Annotated in this window: 27 protein-coding genes; 11 read left to right on the plus strand and 16 right to left on the minus strand. The window is 42.4% G+C overall.

Translation table 11 applies throughout. From position 1 onward, the window contains the following. Positions 1-64: 64 nt before the first annotated feature. The 10 genes from D2V05_RS04550 to D2V05_RS04595 form a co-directional block, all read right to left on the minus strand. Complete coding sequence (locus D2V05_RS04550) at positions 65-880, minus strand: prohibitin family protein (RefSeq protein ID WP_119646352.1); 816 nt, start codon at positions 878-880, stop codon at positions 65-67. A gap of 10 nt (positions 881-890) precedes the next feature. Further along, complete coding sequence (locus D2V05_RS04555; RefSeq protein ID WP_119646353.1) at positions 891-2,921, minus strand: vWA domain-containing protein; 2,031 nt, start codon at positions 2,919-2,921, stop codon at positions 891-893. Between the two features lie 5 nt (positions 2,922-2,926). After that, the gene (fabG, locus tag D2V05_RS04560) at positions 2,927-3,676 is read right to left on the minus strand and encodes a 3-oxoacyl-[acyl-carrier-protein] reductase (RefSeq protein WP_119646354.1); all 750 of its coding nucleotides are present in this window, start codon (positions 3,674-3,676) and stop codon (positions 2,927-2,929) included. Between the two features lie 108 nt (positions 3,677-3,784). Beyond that, positions 3,785-4,657 (minus strand): succinate--CoA ligase subunit alpha, encoded by an 873-nt coding sequence (gene sucD, locus D2V05_RS04565; RefSeq protein ID WP_119641640.1) that lies wholly within the window; start codon positions 4,655-4,657, stop codon positions 3,785-3,787. A gap of 60 nt (positions 4,658-4,717) precedes the next feature. Continuing rightward, positions 4,718-5,653 (minus strand): UDP-3-O-(3-hydroxymyristoyl)glucosamine N-acyltransferase, encoded by a 936-nt coding sequence (locus D2V05_RS04570; protein WP_119646355.1) that lies wholly within the window; start codon positions 5,651-5,653, stop codon positions 4,718-4,720. Positions 5,654-5,659: 6 nt separating this feature from the next. Continuing rightward, positions 5,660-6,226 carry an elongation factor P gene (gene efp, locus D2V05_RS04575; RefSeq protein ID WP_119641642.1) on the minus strand — a complete coding sequence of 189 codons (567 nt, stop codon included), beginning with the start codon at positions 6,224-6,226 and terminating at the stop codon, positions 5,660-5,662. Positions 6,227-6,230: 4 nt separating this feature from the next. Continuing rightward, complete coding sequence (lpxA, locus tag D2V05_RS04580; protein ID WP_119641643.1) at positions 6,231-7,016, minus strand: acyl-ACP--UDP-N-acetylglucosamine O-acyltransferase; 786 nt, start codon at positions 7,014-7,016, stop codon at positions 6,231-6,233. Beyond that, entirely contained in the window at positions 7,017-8,429 is a 1,413-nt protein-coding gene (locus D2V05_RS04585) for a bifunctional UDP-3-O-[3-hydroxymyristoyl] N-acetylglucosamine deacetylase/3-hydroxyacyl-ACP dehydratase (protein ID WP_119646641.1), read from the minus strand. Further along, positions 8,410-9,447 carry a UDP-3-O-(3-hydroxymyristoyl)glucosamine N-acyltransferase gene (gene lpxD / locus D2V05_RS04590; protein ID WP_119646356.1) on the minus strand — a complete coding sequence of 346 codons (1,038 nt, stop codon included), beginning with the start codon at positions 9,445-9,447 and terminating at the stop codon, positions 8,410-8,412. Before lpxD ends, D2V05_RS04585 begins: the two co-directional genes overlap by 20 nt. Before the next feature lie 23 nt (positions 9,448-9,470). Continuing rightward, positions 9,471-10,697 (minus strand): HD domain-containing protein, encoded by a 1,227-nt coding sequence (locus D2V05_RS04595; protein WP_119646643.1) that lies wholly within the window; start codon positions 10,695-10,697, stop codon positions 9,471-9,473. A gap of 36 nt (positions 10,698-10,733) precedes the next feature. Here D2V05_RS04595 and porX point away from each other — a divergent pair, with 36 nt between their 5' ends. The 6 genes from porX to D2V05_RS04620 all read left to right on the plus strand — a co-directional run bounded on the left by porX (position 10,734) and on the right by D2V05_RS04620 (position 15,269). Beyond that, entirely contained in the window at positions 10,734-12,278 is a 1,545-nt protein-coding gene (gene porX / locus D2V05_RS04600; protein WP_119646357.1) for a T9SS response regulator signal transducer PorX, read from the plus strand. 6 nt (positions 12,279-12,284) lie between these two features. Continuing rightward, positions 12,285-12,701: a tRNA (adenosine(37)-N6)-threonylcarbamoyltransferase complex ATPase subunit type 1 TsaE gene (tsaE, locus tag D2V05_RS04605; RefSeq protein ID WP_119646358.1), complete on the plus strand. Its 417-nt coding sequence runs from the start codon at positions 12,285-12,287 to the stop codon at positions 12,699-12,701. 174 nt (positions 12,702-12,875) lie between these two features. Continuing rightward, on the plus strand, positions 12,876-13,007 hold the full coding sequence (locus D2V05_RS19880; RefSeq protein WP_262706546.1) for a hypothetical protein: 132 nt from the start codon (positions 12,876-12,878) through the stop codon (positions 13,005-13,007). A 369-nt stretch (positions 13,008-13,376) separates the two neighbouring features. Beyond that, on the plus strand, positions 13,377-13,643 hold the full coding sequence (locus D2V05_RS19800) for a hypothetical protein (protein WP_235855387.1): 267 nt from the start codon (positions 13,377-13,379) through the stop codon (positions 13,641-13,643). A 46-nt stretch (positions 13,644-13,689) separates the two neighbouring features. After that, positions 13,690-14,889, plus strand: coding sequence for an alanine dehydrogenase (locus D2V05_RS04615; protein WP_119641649.1), 1,200 nt, complete (start codon positions 13,690-13,692; stop codon positions 14,887-14,889). A gap of 5 nt (positions 14,890-14,894) precedes the next feature. Continuing rightward, positions 14,895-15,269 carry a DUF4258 domain-containing protein gene (locus tag D2V05_RS04620; protein ID WP_119646360.1) on the plus strand — a complete coding sequence of 125 codons (375 nt, stop codon included), beginning with the start codon at positions 14,895-14,897 and terminating at the stop codon, positions 15,267-15,269. Here D2V05_RS04620 and D2V05_RS04625 read toward each other — a convergent pair. Further along, positions 15,266-16,438: a proline dehydrogenase family protein gene (locus tag D2V05_RS04625; RefSeq protein WP_119646645.1), complete on the minus strand. Its 1,173-nt coding sequence runs from the start codon at positions 16,436-16,438 to the stop codon at positions 15,266-15,268. The genes D2V05_RS04620 and D2V05_RS04625 overlap by 4 nt on opposite strands. A 91-nt stretch (positions 16,439-16,529) precedes the next feature. Between D2V05_RS04625 and aroB the strand changes: the two genes are divergently transcribed. Together aroB and D2V05_RS04635 are read left to right on the plus strand one after the other, a co-directional pair. Further along, positions 16,530-17,585: a 3-dehydroquinate synthase gene (gene aroB, locus D2V05_RS04630; RefSeq protein ID WP_119646361.1), complete on the plus strand. Its 1,056-nt coding sequence runs from the start codon at positions 16,530-16,532 to the stop codon at positions 17,583-17,585. A gap of 93 nt (positions 17,586-17,678) precedes the next feature. Next, entirely contained in the window at positions 17,679-18,014 is a 336-nt protein-coding gene (locus D2V05_RS04635) for a hypothetical protein (RefSeq protein ID WP_235855388.1), read from the plus strand. Here D2V05_RS04635 and D2V05_RS04640 read toward each other — a convergent pair whose 3' ends face one another. From D2V05_RS04640 to D2V05_RS04650, 3 genes are all read right to left on the minus strand, one after another. Further along, complete coding sequence (locus tag D2V05_RS04640; protein WP_119646362.1) at positions 18,015-18,533, minus strand: DinB family protein; 519 nt, start codon at positions 18,531-18,533, stop codon at positions 18,015-18,017. It lies immediately after the preceding gene. A 14-nt stretch (positions 18,534-18,547) separates the two neighbouring features. Continuing rightward, entirely contained in the window at positions 18,548-19,027 is a 480-nt protein-coding gene (locus D2V05_RS04645; protein WP_119641654.1) for an Lrp/AsnC family transcriptional regulator, read from the minus strand. Positions 19,028-19,124: 97 nt separating this feature from the next. Further along, positions 19,125-20,234, minus strand: a complete 1,110-nt coding sequence (locus tag D2V05_RS04650; protein ID WP_119646363.1) for a M14 family metallopeptidase — start codon at positions 20,232-20,234, stop codon at positions 19,125-19,127. 284 nt (positions 20,235-20,518) lie between these two features. Between D2V05_RS04650 and D2V05_RS04655 the strand changes: the two genes are divergently transcribed. From D2V05_RS04655 to D2V05_RS04665, 3 genes are read left to right on the plus strand one after another with little or no spacing between them, the layout of a single operon-like run. Next, the gene (locus D2V05_RS04655) at positions 20,519-20,923 is read left to right on the plus strand and encodes a helix-turn-helix transcriptional regulator (protein ID WP_313786746.1); all 405 of its coding nucleotides are present in this window, start codon (positions 20,519-20,521) and stop codon (positions 20,921-20,923) included. Positions 20,924-20,955: 32 nt separating this feature from the next. After that, positions 20,956-21,333, plus strand: a complete 378-nt coding sequence (locus D2V05_RS04660) for a DNA topoisomerase IV (RefSeq protein ID WP_119646646.1) — start codon at positions 20,956-20,958, stop codon at positions 21,331-21,333. Positions 21,334-21,335: 2 nt separating this feature from the next. Next, entirely contained in the window at positions 21,336-22,157 is an 822-nt protein-coding gene (locus tag D2V05_RS04665; protein ID WP_119646365.1) for a TerC family protein, read from the plus strand. 4 nt (positions 22,158-22,161) lie between these two features. Here D2V05_RS04665 and D2V05_RS04670 read toward each other — a convergent pair whose 3' ends face one another. Next, entirely contained in the window at positions 22,162-23,118 is a 957-nt protein-coding gene (locus D2V05_RS04670; RefSeq protein WP_119646366.1) for a sterol desaturase family protein, read from the minus strand. Between the two features lie 63 nt (positions 23,119-23,181). Then, positions 23,182-25,809, minus strand: coding sequence for a DNA gyrase/topoisomerase IV subunit A (locus tag D2V05_RS04675; RefSeq protein ID WP_119646367.1), 2,628 nt, complete (start codon positions 25,807-25,809; stop codon positions 23,182-23,184). Positions 25,810-25,820: the final 11 nt, after the last annotated feature.

A 25,820-nucleotide genomic window follows, 5' to 3' on the forward strand; every position in this document is an offset into this window, starting at 1 on the left:
GTACGTTCTTATTTCTCATTACAGTTCAAATGTAGAACTTATTTTTTTATCAAAAAAGGGGAAATTAGTTATTTCCCAAAATTAAAGGGAGTCCGTCATCACCCGATCCTACTACAACTACCTTGGCATTTGGGGACTGAGCCAGTTTTAAAGTAGCTTCAATACCCTTGTCCTGTAGAATTTTGTCAGTTAGGGATGCACTCAGGATTTTGTTGGCATCGGCCTTACCCTGAGCTTCTATTCTTTGGCGTTCTGCTTCTTTTTGAGCGGTCACTAACCTAAACTCATATTCAAGGGATTCCTGTTCTTGTTTCAATTTACGCTCTATGGCTTCTTTGATAGTCGGGGGCAAGGTCACATCCCGGACCAAGATTTCATCCAATACAATGTATTGATCGTCCACAATCTTTTTGGTCTCTTCAAATATTTCCCGTTGGATGGCATCCCGCTTGCTGGAATACAATTGTTCGGGGGTATATCGACCCACCACACTTCTTGCGGCTGATCTTATGGTTGGAAGAATAATGCGCTCCACATAGTTTTCCCCAATTTTCTGATGTAGTTTCCCCAAATCGTCAAATGATGGCTGGTACCAAGCAGAAGCATCCAGTTGAATGTCCAATCCATTGGAGGATAGCACCTTCATTTTTTCGAAAAGCTCTTGTTTACGTACTTCGTACACATAAACGCGGTTCCATGGGGCCACCAAATGAAAACCTTCACTCAAAGGTGGTTTGTCCGTGACCACACCTCCTCCAAAAGTTTTATAAAGCACGCCCGCCTCACCGGAACCAATGGTCACCGCTGATTTGGAAATGATAATGATCAAGAAAATTATAGCCGCTATTGCCGGCAAGGCAATTTTTGGTAATCTGTCCATATATGTGGTTTTAAATTAATCCGTTGTATTTTCTGATGAACCATTCCAAGGCCAAGGTCAAGGCCATCAGTCCGAGTAAAATACGGAAATCTATTAAAGATACAACATTCTGCCTGCTCTTTTGGACGGGCAAAAATTGTGTTGAAGTGGCCAAGTCTTCAATGAGGGAATCAACCTGATCAAAATAGTACAATTTTCCTTGGTTCTTTTGTGCCAATCGGTCCAATTTCTGGTAATTGGCTGAGGATAATTGTTCCTCAGGATTGAAATCCAAAATTTTAAAACTACCAGAACGCTTGAGGTTTTCCCCTGTAACGGTTACGGTGAAATCATATTCCCCAGAAGCCAAGTCGCTTAGATCCACTTCAAAATAAGATCCTTTTAATAACATGGGAGCTTCGCGGACCAATTGATTTTCCTTTTCTTCCACTTTGATGTTGATTCTTGCATTGGTATCGAACTGGTAACTCTCATCAAAGTAGGAAGCCCTAATTTTTGCCAAACCTGCATTGTCAAACACTAGAGAATAATCCAGTTCCAATCTGCTTCGTTGATTATTCGAACCCAAATAGACCATGAGGTTCCCCATAAATTCATCAAACTTTTGAAAACTTTGGTCATTGCGATACACTTGTGCCCTCCATCTCCATAGATTTTCCCCAAACAGCGCTGCTTCCCTTTGCTTGCTCTCTGTGATAATGGTAAACAAAGGCTTGTCCAAATCAACCCCTCGAATTTGCTGAAACATCAATGGAGATGATTCCTTCAAAATGGATATTTCCCCAAGACTTCCGATAAGTGGTGGAAAGTTGTCCACCGTAAAATCACCCAAATTGAAAATGCCAAACGCATTGTTCAAAACAGGTAGAATATCTTCCGTTTGATTGTTGTTATCCTTGGAAAAACTACCCTGTGCTTGATTCAAAAAACTCCAATCTGTTTTACTTCCCGTAATCGTAAAATAATTGAGTCCCGATCTTTGAAGAAAAGTATACACCTCCCTGAAATTTCGGGTGGGTTGGTACAAGATCAAAATGTCGGCATCTTCCAATTCCTTGGCACCAACATTGGGTTTTACTATGGAAACGGAACGCTGTTCGTTGGCTTCAATAGACTTTTTGAGCGCCCCGATATCAGGATGCAAAATATCGGAAACAATTACCACATTGGTTTGTTCATCAATAACCTCGATGGCCGATTCCTTGAAATTATTCGAAGTGTTCCTTTCATTTTCCAGTATACCCACTTCAACTTTAATGGTTTTAATGCCCACGCTTTCCGCCTCGATCAAGGTGTTCAAGGTCTGGCTGTTTTTTGTTGCATTTAAGTTGACCTGCTCCTGATGCACCCTTTTTCCATTGATGTAAATGGAAACTGTACTGGAAACTGGCCTAGCTCCTCGATAAAGGATGGTCGTTTCAACTGGGAACTTATTTTTTAGGAAAGCATATTTGTTGACATTGATCAAGCCGACCGCCAAATCTTCATACTGGGTGGTGTCGCCTACCACAACAGGGGCAACGGTCACATGATTCAAATGGAGATACTCGTAATCCCGTCCTAAAGTTTGGTTTCCATCCGAAAAAAGGATTGTGGCATTAGTGCCATTCAGAAAAATTTGATCCACCGTGGAAAGGGCCTTGGCAATATCGGTGTTGTTTTGATCAAATCGGATGGAATCCGTTGCTTCCAAATTGGAACCAAAGGCATATTGATGCATGGTAAACCGATCGTTCAGTTGTGGATTTGAACGAATCTGTTCCATTGCTGCGGCAAGGTTGTCTTTTGAGGTACTTTCTTCCATAGAGGAGGAATCATCCACCAATAGCACCAGATTGGTCTTTTCCAAATAATAGTCGTTGTTGACAAACTTTGGATTGATCAGAAGCAAAAGGCCGCAGAATAAGGTCAGGAACCTCATTGCGGCCAATATGAATTTTAGATTACCCTTTCGTGGGTTTTTATAGAAGTATTGATAAAAAACTAGACTGAGCGCGGCAACCGCTGCAAGAACAATAAGGAGTACCGTGCGCAATTCCATCCATTCTATGTTAGCATGCCACCATCCACGTTCAACACCTGGCCGGTAACATAATCAGAAAGATCGGAAGCCAAGAACAAACAGGCGTTTGCCACATCTTCCGGAGATCCACCACGCTTCAACGGAATGGCATCCCTCCAACCTTGTACAGTTTTTTCGTCCAATTTATCGGTCATTTCGGTTTCTATGAAACCAGGGGCAATGGCATTACAACGGATATTCCTTGAACCCAATTCGAGGGCCACAGATTTGGTGAAACCGATCATCCCTGCCTTGGATGCCGCATAGTTGGTCTGTCCAGCATTTCCTTTTACCCCAACAACACTACTCATATTGATGATGGAACCTTTACGCTGTTTCAACATAGTACGTTGTACGGCTTTGGTCATGTTAAAAACGGATTTCAGGTTGATTTCGATCACGGAATCAAAATCCTCTTCGCCCATACGCATCAAAAGGTTGTCCTTGGTGATGCCTGCATTGTTGATCAACACATCGATTCTACCGTCAAAATCCTCCAACACTTGGGCTACAAGAGCTTCCGAATCTGCATAACTGGCAGCATTGCTCTTATAAGCTTTGGCTTTCACACCCATTCCGGTGAGTTCTTTTTCCAGCTCCAAAGCTGGTGCTTCACTGGAACTATAAGTGAAGGCCACATTGGCCCCGTGCTTTCCAAATACTTCGGCAATTCCTTTTCCAATTCCGCGACTAGCTCCTGTAATGATTACATTTTTCCCTTCCAAAAGTTTCATAAGATGATTGTGTTTGAATGGTTATCCACCAAATATAGTTGTTGTTTTAGGTTTAGACGAAAAAAAATCCCGCTAAAAAACGGGATTTAGAATAGATTTAACGGTCGGTTATCCCGCCACTTCTTTTACTTTGGCACCAATTTCAGCTGGAGAATCCACTACGTGGATACCACATTCGCGCATGATTCTTTTCTTGGCCTGGGCGGTATCGTCGCTACCTCCTACAATAGCTCCGGCGTGACCCATGGTACGACCTGCAGGTGCAGTTTCACCGGCGATGAAACCAACAATCGGTTTTTTGCTACCACTTGCTTTGTACCATCTTGCTGCTTCGGCTTCCAATTGTCCACCGATTTCTCCGATCATTACCACACATTCTGTTTCAGGATCGTTGATCAATAGCTCCACCGCTTTTTTGGTCGTTGTTCCTATGATGGGATCTCCACCGATACCGATGGCCGTTGTAATTCCCAATCCTTGACGTACTACTTGATCAGCGGCCTCATAGGTAAGGGTTCCCGATTTGGAAACAATCCCCACTTTTCCTTTTTTGAAGACGAAACCAGGCATGATACCTACTTTGGCCTCTCCTGGAGTAATCACACCAGGGCAGTTAGGACCAATTAAAGTACAATCTTTATCTTGAATGTAGTCGTAAGCTTTCACCATATCTGCCACAGGGATACCTTCGGTGATGGTAATGATCACCTTGATTCCGGCACTGGCAGCTTCCATAATGGCATCAGCAGCAAACGCTGGCGGTACAAAAATAATCGTGGTATCGGCACCAACTTCCTTAACGGCATCTTCCACCGTGTTGAAAACTGGTTTTCCCAAGTGTTCTTGGCCACCTTTTCCCGGGGTAACCCCACCAACCACATTGGTTCCGTATTCAATCATTTGCTCGGCATGGAAGGTTCCTTCGCTACCGGTAAATCCTTGTACAATTATTTTTGAATCTTTGTTTACTAAGACGCTCATAGGTTTAACTTAATATAGGTGCAAAAATATGGTTTACTAAAGTTTTTATCTATTGATTTTTTAATTCTTTTTCAGTTTTTGTAGGATTTCGGGAATCTGCTTAACCGATGCCATTTGTTTTAGTTTTTCACGCGCTTCTTCAGCTGGACTACCAAAATAGGTTTTGCCGCCTTCCAAGGATTTGGCCACTCCCGTTTGGGCCAGAATAACAGCTTTTTTACCGATAGTGGCACCACTGGTGATCCCCACTTGGCCCCAAAGGGTCACTTCGTCCTCGATGACTACACAACCAGCTATCCCTGTATGGGAAGCAATCAAGCATTTTTTGCCGATTACCGTGTCATGCCCCACCTGGATTTGGTTGTCCAATTTGGAACCTTCCTTGATGGTAGTGGCTCCCGTCACTCCTCTATCTATGGTACAGGATGCACCAATGTCCACATTGTTTTCAATGACCACGGTACCTCCCGAGAGCAATTTATCAAACCCTTCGGGCCTATTTTTGTAATAGAATGCATCTGCTCCCAGTACGGTATTCGCATGAATGGTCACGTCATCTCCGATAATGCAGCCATCATAAATGGTAACATGTGGATGGATGACGCAGTTCTTTCCAATTTTCACATGGTTTCCAATGAAAACTCCAGGTTGTATGATGGTGCCCTCCCCTATTTCCGCAGTGGCAGAAATGATATTGTTGGAGTTTACAAATGGTTTGAAATGTTTTGTCAGCTTATTGAAATCCCTAAAAGGGTCGTCCGAAATGAGCAAGGCCTTACCTTCGGGACATTCCACTTTTTTGTTGATGAGTACGACTGTGGCCTTGGAATTCAAGGCTTTGTCGTAATATTTAGGATGGTCCACGAACACAATATCGCCTTCTTCCACTACATGGATTTCATTCATACCAAAAACAGGAAAAACCTCGCTGCCGACAAACTCGGAACCAATGATTTCCGCAATCTCCTTTAAAGTATGGGCTTTCGGAAATTTCATTTTTCCTTACTCTTTAGCGCGTTCCAAATAAGCTCCCTTTTCCGTATCGATTTTAATCTTATCCCCTTCGTTGATGAAAAGAGGTACGTTGATTCGGGCTCCCGTTTCCACAGTTGCAGGTTTGGTGGCATTGGTCGCCGTGTTTCCCTTAACCCCTGGTTCAGTGTGGGTCACTTCCAAGATAACGCTGGCGGGCATTTCCACGGAAAGGGGCATATTGTCCTCGGCGTTGAAAATGATGGTCACCACTTCGCCTTCTTTCAGTAGATCGGGAGCGTCCAAATTATCCTTTGGTAAAGATATCTGGTTGTAATCCTCCGTGTTCATGAAATGGAAGGTGTCTCCCTCAGGATATAAATATTGATAGGTACGGGTCTCCACACGCACATCCTCAATCTTATGCCCGGCTGAAAAAGTATTGTCCAAGACCTTTCCAGTGGTGACACTTTTCAATTTGGTACGAACGAAGGCTGGGCCTTTTCCTGGTTTTACATGAAGAAACTCTACAATCTTGTAGATATCGTGGTTGTATCGGATGCACAACCCTTTTCTAATATCAGAAGTATTTGCCATAAAATTAATTTGAACTAAAATAGCCTTTCATGATACCCCTTTGCGAATCCCTGATGAATTGAAGAATCTCATCACGTTCTGGGGTTGCCTCCATTTCTGCTTCTATAATGGATGCTGCTTGTGTGTTATTGTAATTTTTTTGGTACAGGATACGGTAAACGTTTTGGATTTCCCTGATCTTATCGGCATCGAACCCTCTTCGTCTCAATCCTATTGAATTGATACCGACATAAGATAGGGGCTCCCGTGCTGCCTTAACATAAGGAGGGACATCTTTCCGTACCAAGGAACCTCCCGTTACAAATGCGTGATTTCCTATGGATACAAATTGATGTACGGCCACCATACCCGCCAAGACTACATTGGTGCCAATGGTGACATGGCCCGCCAACGTTGAATTATTGCTGAAAATACAGCCATCTCCCACGACACAATCATGGGCGATATGACAATAAGCCATGATCAAACAGTTATTTCCGATCACGGTCTTCATGCGGTCTGCCGTACCCTTGTTGATGGTGGCACATTCCCGTATGGTCGTATTGTCACCAATTTGTACGGTAGTTTCTTCTCCTTGATATTTTAGGTCTTGGGGCATTGCGGAAATGACTGCTCCTGGAAAAATGTTACAGTTTTTGCCGATACGGGCCCCTTCCATAATGGTTACGTTGGAACCAATCCAGGTACCTTCACCAATGGTGACATTGTTATGGATGGTCGTAAAGGGTTCGATTACCACATTCTTGGCAATCTTGGCTCCCGGGTGAACATATGCTAAGGGTTGGTTCATTTACGAATCTGTGTTTTTTGTTTTAACGATCTGTGCCATCAATTCAGCTTCGGTGGCCAACTTTCCATTAGCATAGGCATAGGCTTGCATATGGCAGATTCCTCTTCTTATTGGAGAAATCAAATCGCATTTGAATATTAAAGTATCTCCAGGAACCACCTGTTGTTTGAATTTCACATTATCAATTTTCATGAATAATGTCAAATAATTTTCAGGATCTGGCACGGTGCTCAATACAAGAATCCCCCCTGTCTGGGCCATGGCCTCTACCTGAAGAACTCCTGGCATTACGGGTGCTCCAGGAAAATGTCCTACAAAGAACGGTTCATTCATAGTCACATTTTTGACCCCAACCACATGGGTGTCGGATAGCTCCAAGATTTTGTCCACCAATAAAAATGGAGGCCTATGTGGCAACATTTTCATGATTTGGGTGACATCCATCAAGGGCGTTTGGTTCAAATCATAGGTGGGAACTTTGTTCCTTTTATCAATCTTAATAATTTTGGAAAGCTTCTTGGCGAACTGGGTGTTTACGAAGTGGCCAGGTTTGTTGGCAATCACTTTCCCTCTGATTCGTGTTCCGGCCAAGGCCAAATCTCCGATTACGTCCAATAATTTATGGCGCGCCGCCTCATTGGGATAATGCAGTGTCAAGTTATCCAGAATACCGTTGGGCTTCACGGAAAGTTTTTCCTTGTTGAAAGCTTTTTCCAATTTTTTCATGGTAGACTCGGAAATTTCCTTGTCCACATAAACAATGGCGTTGTTCAGGTCACCGCCCTTAATCAATCCATGTTCCAAGAGCATTTCCAATTCATGGAGAAAACTGAAGGTGCGTGCATCCGCTATCTCCTCCTTAAAATCGGACATTTTTTCCAAAGTGGCATTTTGGGTGCCCAATACTTTGGTTCCAAAATCAACCATTGCCGTTACTTGATAATAATCGGCAGGGATTACGGTGATTTCGCTCCCAGTGGTCTCATCTTTATAGGAAATGACATCCTTCACAATGTATTCGTCGCGCTCCTGTTCCTGTTCCACAATGCCTGCTTCTTCCAGAGCCTTTACAAAAAACTTGGAGGAACCATCCATAATTGGAGGTTCGGGAGCATCCAATTCTATGAGAACATTGTCGATTTCAAGTCCGACAAGTGCAGCCAAAACGTGCTCAGAGGTATGGATCTTGACACCGTTCTTCTCCAAATTGGTGCCCCGTTGGGTATTCACCACATAATTGGCATCGGCCTCTATGATGGGTTCGCCCTCCAAATCTATTCTCTTGAACGCGTATCCGTGATTTTCCTTTGCAGGCAAAAAACTCATGGTTACATTTTCGCCTGTGTGCAACCCTACTCCCTGTAGTGTTACTTTCTTTTCAATGGTGCGTTGCTTATTGCTTATTTTGCTCACCTTCAACCTTTTTTTCTATGTTGGAGATTTGATTTACCAGTTTTGGCAAATTTTTAAAATGTACGTATGATTTGTTGAAGTCCCCGTAATTTAAAGCTGGCGACCCTTGGAGGACTTCGTCGCTTTTAATGTTTCTGCCAATACCGGATTGGGCCTGTATCCTGACCCTATCCCCAATGGTGATATGGCCTACGATGCCCACTTGACCTCCGATAAGACAATTCTTTCCAATTTTGGTGGAACCTGCAATACCGGTTTGCGCAGCAATGGCCGTATGTTCCCCAATTTCCACATTGTGGGCAATCTGGATCTGGTTGTCCAGTTTGACACCTCTTCTTAATATGGTGGAGCCTAAGGTTGCACGATCTATGGTAGTTCCTGCCCCAACATCCACGTTGTCCTCCAGGATTACGTTACCGGTTTGCGGTACCTTACTATATTCCCCATTGGAATTGGGCGTGAACCCGAACCCATCGGCACCAATAATGGCACCACCATGGATTACACAATTGTTCCCGATAATGGTTTCCGAGTAAATTTTGGCCCCAGCAAATACAATCACATCGTTGCCGATGCTTACATTGTCCCCGATGAAGACATTGGGATAAATCTTTACATTGTCCCCGATCTTTACATTCTCCCCCAAATAGGAAAAAGCACCTAAATAGAATCCTTCCCCGTACGAAGCACTTCCAGATATATAGGAAGGGTTTTCAATCCCGACCTTATTGTTCTTGACCTGGTTGTAATACGCCAATAGTTTGGAAAACGACTTGTATGCATCCTCTACCTTGATCAATGTGGTGGACAAGGTCTGTTCTGGAACAAAGTCTTTGTTCACAATGGTTATGGAAGCCTTTGTGGAGTAGATATAAGCAGTATATTTTGGATTGGCCAAAAAGGTCAACGAACCTTTTTCACCTTCTTCGATCTTGGACAATTTATGGACAGCGATTTGAGGATTTCCCTCAATTTCCCCCTCTAATATTCCGGCAATTTGGGTAGCTGTGAATTTCATTGGTGCAAAAGTAACAAAATTTGTTAAACAGCTTCCTTAGGGTAACAGCTGTAATATTTGGTAACTGTTTTGGAAAGTGCCTTCAGGCTTAGCTGGTCAGATTCCTTGAGCACGTCCGTAATCCTGCCATTCTTTTTAAGAATGTATATGGCCTGCTGTTTTTGATTGTAGGCCTTGTTCGAGATTTCGCCCTGAAACACAAAGTTGGCGGCTTCTTCAGCTGAAAGATCGTATTTTTGGACGACTCCCGATAACTTTTCATTCATTTTTTGTGGTTCAACAGGCTGTTTTTTGATCTTGATGTGCAAGAGTCTGCGATCCAATATCATACTGCACAATTTGGACAGCACAAAATCCTCGTGAGATTGCCAGCCTTTCAATGCGCCAAGAATATCCACGTCATCCAGTTGGGCAAATGTTTCAAGGATCTCTTTATCAAACGATATGGGTTCATTTTGGTTCAAAAAAAACAATAAGGGCCTACTGGCTGGCAGCATTGATCCTTGAGCCAACAACAATCTGGCGCGTTGCATAATGCGGACCAACAATTGTTCCGCAACCAATCCCGTTTTATGAAGGTAAACTTGCCAGTACATGAACCTTCGGGCCATCAAGAATTTCTCCACCGCATAGATCCCTTTCTCTTCTACCACCAAATTACCATCTACCACATTCAACATGGAGATGAGCCGTTCGGAATTGATGTTACCTTCGGTCACCCCGGAATAGAAACTATCTCGTTTTAAGTAATCCAATCGGTCCATATCCAATTGACTGGACACCAGTTGGTTCAAAAAAGGTTTCGGGTAATCTCCCTTGAAGATTGAAATGGCAACGTCCAACTTTCCATCAAACTCCTTGTTCAATTCCATCATAAACTGTAGGGAAAGTTTTTCATGACTCAAATCCTTCACCACAAAACCTTCCAGTGCATGCGAAAAAGGTCCATGGCCAATATCGTGCAGCAAAATGGTACAGAGTAGACCGTTCTCCTCTTCTGGAGTTATCTCAACCTCCTTAACTTTGAGTACTTGAATGGCCTTGGTCATCAAATGCATGCTCCCCAATGCATGGTGGAACCTGGTATGGTGGGCTCCCGGATACACCATGTAGGACATGCCCATTTGGGATATCCGCCTCAACCTCTGGAAATAAGGATGGGAAATCAGCCTAAAAATTAGTTCGTTTGGAGTTCCAATAAAACCGTAAATTGGATCGTTAAAAACGTTAAGCTTATTGGTTTTTACCAAGGATTTTTGTTTTAATGCCACAAAGATAACTACTATATGAACAAGATTACAATTCTTTGGGTCGATGATGAGATAGACCTGCTAAAACCCCACATACTTTTTCTTGAAAGTAAGAATTACAAAGTAGTTACCAGTCAAAGTGGCCAGGATGCGTTGGAAGAAATCAGGGAAAATTTTTTCGACATTGTTTTTTTGGATGAGAACATGCCGGGACTTTCGGGTCTTGAGACCCTCAACGAGATAAAAAAATATGAACCTTCCATTCCTGTGGTGATGATTACCAAAAGTGAGGAGGAGTACATTATGGATGAAGCCATCGGGTCTAAGATTGCCGACTATCTCATAAAACCCGTTAACCCCAATCAAATTTTATTGTCGCTGAAGAAAAGCTTGGACAATTCCCGTTTGGTATCGGAAAAGACCACGGCAAACTACCAGCAGGAGTTCCGTAAGATAGCCATGGACCTATCCATGGTCAACACCCATGAAGAATGGGCCGAACTCTATAAAAAACTGATCTATTGGGAGCTGCAATTGGAGCAGATAGAGGATTCTGGAATGTTCGAGATATTGGAGTCCCAAAAAGTTGAGGCCAATTCCCAATTCAGCAAGTTTGTGGACAAGAACTACAAAAGTTGGTTCAAGGATGGGGATGCCCCCATCATGTCCCATACGCTTTTTAGAAATAAGGTTCAACCTGAGTTGGAAGGCAACAAGACCTTGATGGTGGTCATAGACAACTTACGATATGACCAATGGTTAGCGTTTGAAGAAACCCTTTCCGTGCATTATAAAAAGAAACAGGAGTCTTCCTATTATAGCATCTTGCCCACCGCCACCCAATATGCGCGGAATGCCCTTTTTTCGGGATTGATGCCCTTGGAAATGGAAAAGCGCTATCCCAATTGGTGGAAAAACGATACCGATGAAGGCGGCAAGAACCTTTTTGAAGCCGAATTCTTGGGAGAACAACTGAAACGATTGGGCCTCAACCTAAAATGGGAGTACCATAAGATCAACAATTTAAAACAAGGGAAACAGCTGGCCCAAAACTTCAGGTCGCAAAAAGAGAACGATCTAACCGTGGTCGTGTACAATTTTGTGGACATGTTGTCGCATTCCAAGACTGAGATGGATGTGGTGAAGGAACTGGCTTCCAACGACAAGGCCTACCGATCCCTCACGCTGAGTTGGTTCAAGAATTCTCCTTTATTGGAAATCATACAACAAGCGCAAAGTTTGGGAATGAAATTGATATTGACCACAGATCATGGCACCATCAATGTAAAACAGCCATCCAAAGTGATCGGCGATCGGGAAACCAGTCTAAACCTTCGGTACAAAACGGGACGCAGCCTAACCTATGAGGACAAAGAGGTGTTGGCCACCAAGAATCCACAGGAAATCCATTTGCCCAATATTAACCTGAGCAGCAGTTTCATTTTTGCCAAGAACGACCTGTTCTTTGCATATCCCAACAACTTTAATCACTATGTAAGTTATTATCGGAATACGTACCAACATGGCGGGGTTTCTTTGGAAGAAATGATTGTTCCTTTTGTAGTTTTGGAGCCAAAATAGTTTATCTTGAAAACGACTTTTCAGTTATCGGAAATCAGTGAAGTGGCCAAAACCCTGTTGGCTTCCGTTCCCAATAAGACCATTTGTTTGTATGGGGAAATGGGTGCAGGCAAAACCACCTTGGTAAAACAATTGATACACCAACTGGGTGCCGCAGACATTGCCAACAGCCCTACTTTCGGTTTGGTCAATGAATATCATGACAATAAAGGAAAGCCATTGGCGTACCATTTTGATTTTTATCGACTAAACGATGAAATGGAAGCTTTGGATATTGGCTTTGAAGATTACTTGAATTCGGATGCTTGGCTTTTTATAGAATGGCCGGAGAAAGTCAAGTCGTTGCTGCCAAACGACGCTGTAAGTGTTTTATTGTATTTTATCGATGAAAATACGCGTTCAATCGAGTTAAATGTTTCTTAACGATTGATCCCATTATCTTGAACTCATTCTTTTACAAAGCAAGTCCGATTCGATAAACCGTTCGGTTTTTACGTTAAAAAACCAATTTTATCGTTGAAGCGTAGGTAGGGTTGAGATATTTTCCTACATTTGCTCAGTGAATGAATTCATTTATTAACCAAAAACTCTTTTACGATGAACACTAAAAAAGTTTTTTTTGGATTACTTGCTGTTGCTTTTTTGGCAATGACCGCTGTTTCAACCAGTGTTAAAATTGACAAGAATCAGACTGTAAGTATTGAAAAGCGCAAAATCGTTAAGGTTTAATTGAGCTTTCATCCTTCAAGTATCAATCCCTTTTTTCGAAAAGGGATTTTTTTTTTACAATAATCCCAGGTTTTTTGAGTTAACAAAGTGATGAGCAAAAAATCTACGATAAGAAAGCGTTTCATTATAGAAGGGGCTATTGCATTATTTATTGCAATATCTCCGATAATGTTTTATAGCTATAAATACTTACCTCAAGACGCTACAACTTTAACCATACTGGGAATCACTGTAAATGAAAACAACTTTGGAGACGTAAGCACGGCAATTTACTTTTATTTAAGTAAGGTTGTTCCATTACTCCTGTTGGTCATTTGGTTCGTTACTTCAAAAAATTGGTGGTACCATGCCATATTGATTCCAATTTCCATGTACAGTTTTCAACTGTTTACTGTTTTGAACTACTCCAATAGTGAGCGTATTGATGAAAATGAAATTTTGTATGTCATTGCAGTTACTATGGTGGTAGTGCCAGTGGTATACTTTATAAGGCTTAAATTGGTGGACAAACACGTGCACGGGATCGATCTCGATGCCATGGACACAGAACTTCAGATTTTAAAGGAAAAAGAGGAACTGAGAAAGGAAAGAGAGAAATTGGAAGAACGCCAAAACACCCTTTCGAAAAAAATGTAAATTTGTTCCATTACCAGTTTCGGAATGTTGAACACTTTTGCCACATATGAACCAACCGTCCTCCCCATTTAGCAAACAACAATTGTTGCCCCAAGAAGAAACCTTGGAGGTCATCAAACAAAAAGGGGAACTCTACATAGGCATTCCCAAGGAAAACCAATATCAGGAAAAACGAATTTGTCTTACGCCGGATGCTGTGAACGCTATTACGGCACATGGCCACCGTGTGTTGATAGAATCTGGTGCAGGGGATGCCGCCAATTTTTCGGATATTGAATATACCAATGCTGGGGCCGAAATCACCCGGGATACCAAAAAGATATTTTCCTGCCCCATTATACTAAAGGTAGAACCCCCTACCCTCACCGAAATAGATTTCATCAACCCACAGACCATTGTCATTTCTGCCCTGCAGATCAAAACACAACGGAAAGAATATATTGAGGCCCTTGCCAAAAAACGGCTTACTGCCATTGCATTTGAGTTTATAAAGGATGAGGATGGCAATTATCCTGCTGTTCGTTCCTTGAGCGAGATCGCTGGGATTTCATCGATTTTGATTGCCTCGGAACTGATGGCCAACACCAATAAAGGCAACGGTTTGATGTTCGGCAACATTAGCGGAGTTCCGCCTGTGGAAGTGGTCATTATTGGTGCAGGCACCGTGGGTGAGTTTGCCGCTCGCTCTGCGTTGGGGTTAGGAGCAAACGTGAAGGTTTTTGACAACTCCATCAGTAAGTTGAGGAGTTTGCAGACCAATTTGAACCGAACGCTTTATACCTCCACCATTCAACCTAAAAACCTGATAAAATCCCTAAAGCGTTGTGACGTGGCCATTGGTGCCACACGCGGCAAGGATCGGTCCCCTGTGGTGGTTTCCAATACCATGGTGGAACACATGAAAAAAGGGGCGGTCATCATCGATGTGAGTATCGACATGGGCGGTTGTTTTGAAACTTCTGAGGTCACTACTCATACGAAACCGACGTTTGAAAAATACGGGGTAACACATTATTGTGTTCCCAATATCCCCTCTCGGTATCCCAGGACTTCATCCGTATCCATCAGCAATATCTTCACCCCGTATCTGTTGAAAATTGGTGAAGAAGGAGGTTTGGAACATTCCCTACGGTTCGATAAAGGTCTTCGTAACGGATTGTACATGTACCACGGTATCTTGACCAATAAATCGGTAGGCGACTGGTTCGGGATGAGTTATAACGACATTAATTTTCTTATTTTTTAGGGTAGATGGAGTTTTTAAAGCGATTGGGATGGTACTTGGTAGGATTGTCCATTGGATTGGTATTCTTGGTTTTCTTCTTAAAGAAAAAGTCTGGTGAGGAAGGCATCGATTTTTGCTACCTGCCCAACTGTAGGGTACTTAAGAATATGAGATCTAAAACTTTGACTTTTGGTGAGGCATTGCCCGAAGCCTACCGGGACACAACCCTAATCTTAAAATTCTTGACGGATGGCGATGTGGATTTTGGCAAGAGCGATACCAAATCTGAACCTTGTAAAACGTATGTGGTTTCACATGAGGTAGATGGAAAACCATTGTCACTTCAAATCAAAAACTGCAAAGAATCCATAGTTGTGGAAAATATAGAAACTTTGGATTAATCCTCCAACTTCCTGCGCTTCCGTTCTTTTTGCAGCAAGGCTAGTTCCCGTGAAGTTTGCCCTGCCACGGAGGTGTTCTCCTCTGCCCTTCTGATCAAATAGGGCATTACATCCTTCACCGGACCGTAGGGTACATATTTTACAGCATTGTAGTTGGCGGCCGTTAAGTTGTAGGTGATATGATCGCTCATCCCGAACAATTGTCCGAACCAAACCCTTGGATCATTGGGTTCTAGTCCTTTATTTTCCATTACATCAATCAATTTATGACAGCTCTGTTCGTTATGGGTTCCCGCAAAAACATTAAAACAGTCTAAATGGTCCATGAGGTAGGTGATGGCCGCATCGAAATTTTGATCGGTTTCCTGTTTGTTGCTACAAATAGGGGTTTTATATCCTTTTTCCTGTGCACGCTCGTTTTCCTTTTCCATATAGGCCCCGCGAACAACCTTGGCTCCCACCTTAAAGCCTTCCGCATTGGCAAGGGTGTGTAATTTTTTAATATAATCCAGTCTATCCCATCGGTACATCTGGAACGTATTGAAAACAATGGCCTTTTCTTTATTGTATTTGCGCATCATTCCTAAGGCAAGGTCATCGGCAGCTTGCTGCATCCAGCTTTCCTCTGCATCGATCAATAAGGCCACATCAAGGTCATGGGCCTTTTTGCAGACTTTCTCATATCGGTTCACGATCCTATCCCAGGCCTCGGTCTCCTCGCTGGTTAAATCCAGACCGATGCTCATTTTTTCGAACAGTTTCATGCGTCCAAAACCGGTGGGTTTAAAAACGGCAAAAGGGATAGCGTCCTTTTCCTTGACAAAATCCAAGATTTCTAGCGTTTTCTGCAATGCAAAATCAAATTGGTTGTCCACTTCCTTACCCTCAGCGGAATAATCCAAAATGGAACAGACTCCTTTTTCGTACATTTTATCTATGATCGGAAGACAGTCTTCTTCATTCACTCCCCCGCAAAAATGGTCAAAAACAGTGGCCCTAATCAATCCATCAACAGGTAAATGGGCCTTGATGGCAAAATTGGTCACGGCGGTACCAATCCTGACCAAAGGCTCGCTGGCGATCATTTTGAACAAAAAGTAGGCGCTCTCCAACTGGGAGTCGGATTTCAGCTCAAAAGCTATTGCGGTATTCTCAAAATTAGGTTGCATTATTTGTGTTCCAATTAAAGATTCAAATATAAGTACGGAATCCATAACCTTATCCATAAAATAATCTTTATTTAGCAGTGAAATTTGAATTATGGAATCGGTCAAAGCACAATCTTATGACGTTCACATTGACGAGCTAGCACAAGCCGCACTGAACCAACATATTGCCAAAAATGATTATTCAAAAATCTTTGTTTTGGTGGATACCAACACAAAAAAATATTGTCTGCCGGCCTTTGAAAAAAAGTTTGAAGAATCTATCGATTCCATTTTTGAAATTGAACCAGGGGAAGAGAATAAGCACATACAGACTTGCTTGCAGGTTTGGGAACAACTTTCCAACTTTGATGGGGACCGAAAGAGTTTATTGATCAATCTGGGAGGTGGAGTCCTTACCGATCTTGGTGGGTTTGTGGCCTCTACTTTTAAAAGAGGGATCGACTTTATCAACATCCCCACTACCCTATTGTCCATGGTAGATGCTTCCATAGGAGGAAAAACGGGGGTTGACCTAGGTTCCTTGAAAAACCAAATCGGGGTGATCAACCAACCGCAGATGGTCCTCATCTTTCCAGAATTCTTAAAAACGTTGGATCCCCGGCAAATTAAAAGTGGTTATGCCGAAATGCTGAAACACGGCCTCATTAAGGACAGGGAATACTGGGACGATCTACGGCATGGTAACATTTTTGAGGCAGCTTCAAGCATTCAGAAATCCATTGCCATCAAAAATGATGTGGTATTGCAGGATCCCACTGAAAAAGGACTCCGCAAAATCTTGAATTTTGGACATACCTTGGGTCACGCCATAGAATCCTATTGCCTTGAAAACTACGACAAAAAAACATTGTTGCACGGAGAGGCCATTGCCATAGGGATGATCATGGAAGGTTTCTTGTCCCACAAGCTTACAGGATTGTCAAAACTATGCCTCAACGAGATCAAAGAGACCTTTTTGCAATATTTTGAAAAAGTGGACTTTGATGACAACGACATGGATGCCATTCTAAAACTGCTCAAATACGATAAGAAGAACTCACATGGCAATATCAACTTTGTGCTTTTACAATCCATCGGTGTTGCCGTAACCGACATCAAGGTGCCGGAAGATCTTTTCGTAGAGGCTTTTTCATACTACAAAGAATAAGCGATACATATACTATTTTTTTGCCTTGGCAACTCTTTATGTTGGTCATTTCCAAAAAATCCTAGCTTAGGATTACTTTAATAACTAACCATTATGAAACGGATATTGATTGACTACAAAAAGTTGGACCACAAGGTGGCGGCTATTCTAATCGACTCTTATCCAGATGGGTATGGGGATGACGACATCATTACATTCAGAAAACCGAACGGTGATATCATTGAAGCTGTTGAAGTGCGTACCGAGGATACCATTTACTTGGTAAAGATCAGTAATAGTCTTAGCCATTTTATTTCGAGTTTTGAGGAAACCATGGAGAGGGAATTGGACAAGGACCTAGAACCAGAAGAAGTGGCAGAAACGAATGTGGATGCTCTTGAGACACCTGAATTTGAAGCAGACGATACGGACAACGAAGGTCTGTTCTGATTACACCAAATACCGCTCGTTAATAATTCTGATGTGGTGGGCCTGATGGCCGTTGATGATAAATCCAAGTGCCCCAACGCTCATAGGAAAACCGTTTGCCTTCCCTACCCTTTTCAACATATCTTGATCAAAAGACTTGAAGAGTGTTATGGTGGAGTCCCTGACCGCAGTGTACTCCTCCATTAAATCATTTTTGGTCCTGCTCCCGGCGTTGGAATTGGGAACATAATCATCTTGTTCGAAACCCGGAAGGTCCGTTTTATCGTTCCTTGCAAAACGAAGGGCCCTGTATTGGAAAATACGCTCCGTATCGATCATATGTACCAATGCTTCTGCCAAGGACCATTTGCCCTCGGCATAAGCAAAGCGTAATTTATCATCGGGAAGATGTTGCACAAGGGACAAAAAATCCTTTTTACCCTGTCTCAATTCATTCATCAGGTCAACATTGCCCAATGCATTGATATAGGTTTGGTAAAAAGGATTGTATTCCGAAATTGATAAATCCGAAACCAGCATCTATCTAAAATGAATTACATCTCGTTAAAGATTGTGTGCATCAAACGTTTTTTATCATTGATGCTCTCTTCCAAGGAAATCATGGTTTCCGTTCTGCTGATACCATCAATATCGTCTATTTTGAAGATGATGTTTTTGGCATGTGTAGTATCTTTTGCCCTAATCTTACAGAAAATATTGAATTTTCCGGTAGTGATGTGCGCAACGGTCACATAGGGTATTTGGTTCAGTCGCTCCAACACAAACTTGGTCTGATGGGTTTTCTCAAGAAAAATACCCACGTAAGCTATAAAGGAATAGCCTAGTTTAACATAATCCAGGGTAAGGGATGAACCTTTGATGATCCCAGATTCCTCCATTTTCTTTACACGGACATGGACCGTTCCGGCTGAAATCAAAAGCTTTTTGGCAATGTCCGTAAAGGGAGTACGGGTGTTGTCTATCAACATGTCCAGTATCTGGTGGTCTATCTCGTCTAGCTTAACTTTGCTCATTACATTGAAATTTTCAGCTAAATTAGTTAAAAAAGGAAATTTACGTAATAAAAATGGTTCTTTTTTAAATAAAACGCAAGACCACGATGTAAATACTTCATTTTTCGTTGATTGACAAAAACAAATCCATGATGGTTTTATGGGAAGTGTTAAAGTCAAGACCCACTGTATCAGCAACTTCAATTATTCTGTGTGCGTAAAACCCTTCAAGTGTCCCGACTTCGGCAATCTCTGGAACAAAATTGATTTTAGAGCCTTCCAAAACCTCTTTATAGCGCACACCGACCTTCTCCCCTTCCTTATACTCTTTATTGATGACTCTTGGGTTCTTCACCAAAACATCGAAAAACAATTTTTCGTTCTCTGGAATGTCAAAATAAGTGTCTTTGGTAAAATCGGAGATTTCATCCGTTGCAATGGTTCGTAATGCTTCCACCATGGCCAGGAAAATATATTCCCTTGTTTTTTCCCTTTCATAATCGTTCGGGTAGTGCCCTGCTTCAAACAATACCGTTGGAACCTCAAGCATCTGGAAGGTATCCCCCACGCAATTGTCGTTAAACCCATCATCATATCTTCCGACTTGCCCTGGAATCATTTTTTGCAGAAGGGAATTCATGGCTCCGATCAATTTCATGGCTGTTTCCCTGGAGGGTGTTATGTCCCTTTGTTCATTACTTGCAGGCGACAAAAAAGATACAGTGGCGGGGTTATCGGTTCTTCCTGCGCTAAAGAGGGTGCGCTGGTCGTGTAGGTTAAAACAGAAATCAGGTTCGAATTTTTGGAACAGTGTTCTTAAGGCAACACTTTCAGGCTGGCTTAAATTTTTGGCGTCCCTGTTCAAATCAATTTGGTTGCTATTTACTCGAGTATAGGCCTTTGCCCCATCCGGATTCAACATGGGAACGATCGTGAGGGTGCAGGCTTCCTTTATGCTTTTGGCGGTCTCATGCTGGGACTGAATAAAGTTGACCAAATCCCATACCGCTTTGGTGGTCGTGGACTCATTACCGTGCATTTGGGACCACATCAAAATTTTATGCTTTCCCTGACCTATGGTAAATGCCGGAATGGGAATTCCTTGTACAGAGTTTCCAATGATAATGGTATCCACTTTAAGTTTTGGAAAGCAATTTTCCTGGAGCATTTCCATCGTAATGTAACGCCCGTGTATGGAATCTTCCCTGTATTCTGAATAATCAATCATGTAAAATGCAACTTGAGAGTACAAAAGTAAACATACCTCATTTTACATTTGTAACTATTAACAAGACACAATTGTAAATCCAAAATAGTGCTTGTTTGCACTCACTTTAGGCTAATGGTCACAAATGTAACAGTTGCAAAGTAATTATCATACAATACACTATATATCAATGAATTAATTTATATATAGTGAATTAAAAATTTAAATAGAATCAAGCTTAATGATATTATTTTGCCGCATTTCCCATAACTTGCACTAACTTTGAAATATTATAATTTACAATTGTGAACGAAGAGATTGTTTCTAGGATACAGGCTGTTATCGATTATTATAACCTGACCGTATCGGCCTTTGCTGATAGGATTGGTGTGCAACGTTCCAGCATCTCCCACCTATTAAGCGGTAGGAATAAACCCAGCTTGGATTTTGTAATGAAATTGGCACATGCTTTCCCTGATGTAAATCTATATTGGCTTTTAAAGGGGGAAGGTGATTTCCCTTCTGATCCCGATGCCCCTGCCCTTGGTCCGTCAAAACATCTTGATGTGGATACTGAACCTGCAAAGCTCATTCAAACTGAACTACCATCGCCAGCCACAAGGAATATTGAAATGAAGAAGGAGCCTTTAAAGATTGTAATATTCTATGCTGATGGAACTTTTGAATCATTCCATCCAAAAAATGATTGACCCTTTCAAGTAGTTTCCGTTATTTTGTTGTCATGATGAAACATCTTCTTTACGGGAGTTTTTTTGTGCTGTTCATGGCCTGCAAACAACCTCCCCAACGAAACTGTAGTGATTTTAAAACGGGTAAATTCTCATTTACCACAACTATTAACGGAGAAGAAAAGAAGACCATTTTTTACCGTACTTTGAAAATGGAAGTGGATGAATTTGAAGGAAAAAAGGATTCGTCCAGTATCCGATGGATTAACGATTGTGAGTATGTGCTCAAGAATTTGAACCCTAAAAACATGGCCGAGGAAAAATCCATCCACATTAAAATATTGACCACAACCGATTCTTCATATACTTTTGAATACAACGCCATTGGCGACAAACGAAAATTTAAAGGAACCGCACACAAAATACACTGACCATGTTTGATATTTTTTCTAGCCCCGATGCCTGGATGGCACTGCTTACCCTTACTTTTTTGGAAATCGTATTGGGTATAGACAACATTATCTTCATTTCCATAGCTGCCGGCAAGCTGGAGAAAAAAAATAGAAGAAAAGCCACCAATATCGGTTTGGTTTTGGCCATGGTCATGCGGATTCTATTGTTGTTTGGCATTACGTGGCTGACCAAGATGAAAAAGCCCTTTCTGGTGTTGAACGAATCTTGGGTTACAGGGGGCATCAGCTGGCAAGCCGTGATTTTATTTGGAGGTGGATTGTTTCTACTTTACAAGAGTACCAAGGAAATCCATGAGAAGATTGAAGATAGGGGGCATGATGAGCGGGAAGTTGAAAAATCAAGATCATCTTCCTTGATGAACGCCATAGTTCAGATAACCGTAATCAACATTGTGTTCTCCTTTGATTCTATTTTAACCGCCATTGGAATGACCAACGGAATTTCTCCGAACCCAACGGATGCTCTAATTTTAATGATTACGGCTGTTGTAATTTCCGTTGTGATCATGATGTTGTTCGCCAACCCGGTCGGAGAGTTTGTCAACCGCCATCCTTCCATTCAAGTATTGGGGTTGTCCTTTTTGATATTGATCGGGTTCATGCTGATTGCCGAGTCCGCACACCTTTCCCATTTGGTAGTGTTTGGCAACGAGGTAGGTGCCATACCCAAAGGGTATCTTTATTTTGCCATAGCCTTCTCACTGATGGTGGAATTCTTAAATCTAAGGATTAGGAAAAATCCACAACCAAATGAAGGTCAGGAAATTGTAGAAGAACATTGACAACTCAATTCGGCCTGTGATAAGCCAGTGTCGGGTTGGTTTCTTTGTGCTCTTCGCAAAGTCGTTGCTGTTGTTTTACGGTAAGGGTACTGCCATCATGGCTCCATCCCGGTGGGCCAAAAATGTACATTAATTTGTGTGAGAACTTCTTTACCTTCTTCACATCATTCCAGATATCCTTGAATTCATGGGTCAAGATAACCACTGGATTATAGGAATCGGGTGAATGGATAACACCGTATTTCACATCGATATCATCATCAAGTTCTTTCCAGGTACCGAATACTTTGTCAAAAATATTCAAGAACCCTCCATGGTTTTTATCCAAGTATTCCACGTTTTGGGCATGATGGACTTGGTGCATGGTGTGGGTGTTCATGAACTTTTCCAAAAAGCCCAATTTTGGGATATAGACTGAGTGCAACTGGAATTGCCAAAGGGCTTCAATGCCCAGGCAAACCACTACCATTTCTGGCGGAAATCCAATGGCGGGCATCCATGCATAAAAGAAAGGTTTGTATAAAATGGTAAACCAGCCGTTCCTTACTGCGGTCCCAAGATTAAAATTGTCTGAGGAATGGTGTACGATATGGGCCGCCCACAAAATACGGATTTCATGGTTGGCACGATGGAACCAATAATAGGTGAAGTCGTCGGCCAATTGGCACAGAATCCAAACATACCATGCGTAGCTAAAGGATTGGAAGCCCAGAAAATTGGTGCGGACTCCATCAACTATGGGGTTGCATAATTCGTAAACACCTTCAAAAAGGACAATGGCGAATGCTACTTTGAACAATGGGCCCAAAATAGCGGATCCGATCCCCATAAAACCACTGGCGGCCAAATCCTTCCAATTGTATAGGTGATCGTCCCCGTGGGTTTTGCTATAAGTCAATTCTACTAAAATAAAGGCAATAAAAACTGGTACGCCATATACCAGCGGGTTGGTGAAATCCATATAAATGTATTAAGCGTCTTGTTTAGGTGTGTCTCTTGGGCGAGAATATAGGCAGAAAAAGACTTAAAACAAAGAAGTTTGATCGGAACCTTCATCTTTTGTCCCTATATCAGTATCATCGTCATCTATACTTTCTTCATCTACTACCTCAATGTCCTCAGTTTTAGTCTCTTCGGGCTCTTCATGGGGCAAAGAGTCCAAAACATTAATGTTTTTGATTTTTTCCGCCGTCAGTTGATTGCCCAAAGCCTTTATGCCCTTAACCGCAATAAATTCTTCCACATTGACTTGTTGATTGGGTTTGGCTTCCTTTCCGCGTGGTTTTACAAATTCCAGTTCAATCATGGGTCTCCAATCTGTGGAAACGAGTTCTAAATGAGATTTTGGACTTTCGGAAATGACCACTTCCTCCTTGTTGGGGTTTTCTACCAAAAAGCGTTTGAGGAAATACCGGTCTTTTTCGCCGTCATAATGCACTACAGAAATCGGCTTGTTCGGATTCCATTTTTCAAGAACGATCATATCGTCGTTGAACCTTGCGAGCAAATCAGGTACAATCGTTTTTACAATGCCTTTTTGGTCAATGACCAGTAACAGGTCATCCCCCTTGAATTCCCCGAGCAACTCCCCTCTTCCATCCACATTCAAGCGGCCAACCACGTCATCGAACCAGATTTTTCTGGGTTTAAGGGTGGAAACACCTTTTTCTTTGAGTTCAATACGCTTTACCGGATATTTGGTGACAAGGTTGCCTTTGGATGCCCTTCCTTTGATAAGCACATCGGCAAAATCCAGGTCCCATTTCAATTTTTTAATGCTGCCCGACTGACGAAGCATAACTGTTACCACTTCGGCTTCCCCATTAGGATTGGCTGAAAAATACAATACGTCCGAAGAAGCTTTCTCTCCGGCCAATTGATACATTTTGTCGCGGGTGATGCTGGTCACGTTAAATCGTTTCACGTAACTTGGACCTCCTTTGCCATCCTTGTAGATCATATTATAGATGGTGCGTTTGTCCTTTTTCTTGAACACGGCCACATGGATGATGTTCTTGTCCACAAACACCTTGGAGTCGACTTTGGTGATCATCATTTCCCCTTTTTGGGTAAAAACGATAATATCATCGATGTCACTACAATCCGTCACATACTCGTCACGTTTTAGGGAGGTGCCAATAAAACCTTCCTCTCTATTGACGTACAGTTTTGTGTTGCGGATGACCACTTTGGTGGCCTCAATGTCATCGAAAATCTTGATCTCGGATTTGCGTTCCCTGCCCGCTGCGTATTTCTTCTTCAGCTCTTTGAAATAATCGATAGCGTATTCCACCAAATGCTCTAAATGGTGTTTGGTCTGCGCAATCTTTTCCTCGAGCCCCTCAATAAATTGCTGGGCCTTTTCCAAATCGAATTTGGAAATACGCTTGATGCGGATTTCGGTCAGCCGAACAATATCCTCTTCGGTTACAGCGCGTTTCAAATGTTGGGTATGCGGTTTCAATCCCTTGTCGATGGCAGCGATTACCCCTTCCCAAGTTTCTTCTTCCTCAATATCGCGATAAATCCTGTTCTCAATGAAGATGCGCTCCAAAGAAGCAAAATGCCACTGTTCCTCCAATTCGTCAAGCTGGATTTCCAACTCAGCTTTCAGTAGATCAACAGTATTGTCCGTGGAGCGTTGAAGCATTTCTTTAACCCCAATAAAATTAGGCTTGTTATCCTCAATGATACATCCCAAAGGCGAAATGGAGGATTCGCAGGCGGTGAAAGCATACAAGGCGTCAATGGTCTTGTCAGGAGAAATCCCCGGGGGCAAGTGTACCAGGATTTCCACTTCAGCGGCAGTGTTGTCCTCTATCTTCTTGATCTTGATCTTGCCTTTCTCATTGGCTTTGAGAATGGAATCGATTAAAGTAGAAGTGTTGGTTCCGTAGGGTATTTCGGTGATGACCAAGGTGTTCTTGTCCAAAGTGGAGATTTTGGCCCTTACCCGGACCTTGCCGCCACGCAAACCATCGTTATAATTGGTGACATCAATAATGCCAGCTGTAGGGAAATCAGGATATAACGTAAAACGTTGTCCTTTCAAGTGCTTGATGGAAGCATCGATCAATTCCACAAAATTGTGCGGTAATATTTTTGTCGAAAGTCCAACTGCAATTCCTTCGGCACCTTGCGCCAATAACAATGGAAATTTCACCGGAAGATTGATGGGCTCCTTTTTTCTACCGTCGTAGGAAAGTTGCCATTCGGTGATTTTTGGACTGTACACCACTTCCAGTGCAAACTTGGAAAGTCTGGCCTCAATATATCGGGGTGCCGCGGCACCGTCCCCGGTCAGGATGTTCCCCCAGTTTCCCTGAGTGTCGATGAGAAGGTCTTTTTGACCAATTTGGACCATGGCATCTGCAATACTGGCATCACCGTGGGGGTGGTATTGCATGGTATGCCCCACTACATTGGCCACTTTGTTGTAACGTCCGTCGTCCAATTCCTTGAGGGCATGCATGATCCTACGCTGCACAGGCTTGAACCCGTCCTCAATGGCCGGTACAGCACGCTCCAAAATTACATAGGAAGCATAATCCAAAAACCAATCCTTGTACATCCCCGTTACCTTGACCAGGCTATCTTGGGGCTCTTCATGGTTTTCTAAACCTTCATCATTCAGTTCTTCGTTCTCTTCCATTTAGAAGGGCA

The organism is Flagellimonas pelagia (genome assembly GCF_003584135.1).
Lineage (GTDB): Bacteria > Bacteroidota > Bacteroidia > Flavobacteriales > Flavobacteriaceae > Flagellimonas > Flagellimonas pelagia.

Bases quoted from the DNA above. Each gene is read 5' to 3' on its own strand.
- D2V05_RS04550 (WP_119646352.1), bottom strand. From the start codon at position 880: ATGGACAGATTACCAAAAATTGCCTTGCCGGCAATAGCGGCTATAATT.
- D2V05_RS04555 (WP_119646353.1), bottom strand. From the start codon at position 2,921: ATGGAATTGCGCACGGTACTCCTTATTGTTCTTGCAGCGGTTGCCGCG.
- fabG (WP_119646354.1), bottom strand. From the start codon at position 3,676: ATGAAACTTTTGGAAGGGAAAAATGTAATCATTACAGGAGCTAGTCGC.
- sucD (WP_119641640.1), bottom strand. From the start codon at position 4,657: ATGAGCGTCTTAGTAAACAAAGATTCAAAAATAATTGTACAAGGATTT.
- D2V05_RS04570 (WP_119646355.1), bottom strand. From the start codon at position 5,653: ATGAAATTTCCGAAAGCCCATACTTTAAAGGAGATTGCGGAAATCATT.
- efp (WP_119641642.1), bottom strand. From the start codon at position 6,226: ATGGCAAATACTTCTGATATTAGAAAAGGGTTGTGCATCCGATACAAC.
- lpxA (WP_119641643.1), bottom strand. From the start codon at position 7,016: ATGAACCAACCCTTAGCATATGTTCACCCGGGAGCCAAGATTGCCAAG.
- lpxD (WP_119646356.1), bottom strand. From the start codon at position 9,447: ATGAAATTCACAGCTACCCAAATTGCCGGAATATTAGAGGGGGAAATT.
- porX (WP_119646357.1), top strand. From the start codon at position 10,734: ATGAACAAGATTACAATTCTTTGGGTCGATGATGAGATAGACCTGCTA.
- D2V05_RS19880 (WP_262706546.1), top strand. From the start codon at position 12,876: ATGAACACTAAAAAAGTTTTTTTTGGATTACTTGCTGTTGCTTTTTTG.
- D2V05_RS19800 (WP_235855387.1), top strand. From the start codon at position 13,377: ATGTACAGTTTTCAACTGTTTACTGTTTTGAACTACTCCAATAGTGAG.
- D2V05_RS04615 (WP_119641649.1), top strand. From the start codon at position 13,690: ATGAACCAACCGTCCTCCCCATTTAGCAAACAACAATTGTTGCCCCAA.
- D2V05_RS04620 (WP_119646360.1), top strand. From the start codon at position 14,895: ATGGAGTTTTTAAAGCGATTGGGATGGTACTTGGTAGGATTGTCCATT.
- D2V05_RS04625 (WP_119646645.1), bottom strand. From the start codon at position 16,438: ATGCAACCTAATTTTGAGAATACCGCAATAGCTTTTGAGCTGAAATCC.
- aroB (WP_119646361.1), top strand. From the start codon at position 16,530: ATGGAATCGGTCAAAGCACAATCTTATGACGTTCACATTGACGAGCTA.
- D2V05_RS04635 (WP_235855388.1), top strand. From the start codon at position 17,679: ATGAAACGGATATTGATTGACTACAAAAAGTTGGACCACAAGGTGGCG.
- D2V05_RS04640 (WP_119646362.1), bottom strand. From the start codon at position 18,533: ATGCTGGTTTCGGATTTATCAATTTCGGAATACAATCCTTTTTACCAA.
- D2V05_RS04645 (WP_119641654.1), bottom strand. From the start codon at position 19,027: ATGAGCAAAGTTAAGCTAGACGAGATAGACCACCAGATACTGGACATG.
- D2V05_RS04650 (WP_119646363.1), bottom strand. From the start codon at position 20,234: ATGATTGATTATTCAGAATACAGGGAAGATTCCATACACGGGCGTTAC.
- D2V05_RS04660 (WP_119646646.1), top strand. From the start codon at position 20,956: ATGATGAAACATCTTCTTTACGGGAGTTTTTTTGTGCTGTTCATGGCC.
- D2V05_RS04665 (WP_119646365.1), top strand. From the start codon at position 21,336: ATGTTTGATATTTTTTCTAGCCCCGATGCCTGGATGGCACTGCTTACC.
- D2V05_RS04670 (WP_119646366.1), bottom strand. From the start codon at position 23,118: ATGGATTTCACCAACCCGCTGGTATATGGCGTACCAGTTTTTATTGCC.
- D2V05_RS04675 (WP_119646367.1), bottom strand. From the start codon at position 25,809: ATGGAAGAGAACGAAGAACTGAATGATGAAGGTTTAGAAAACCATGAA.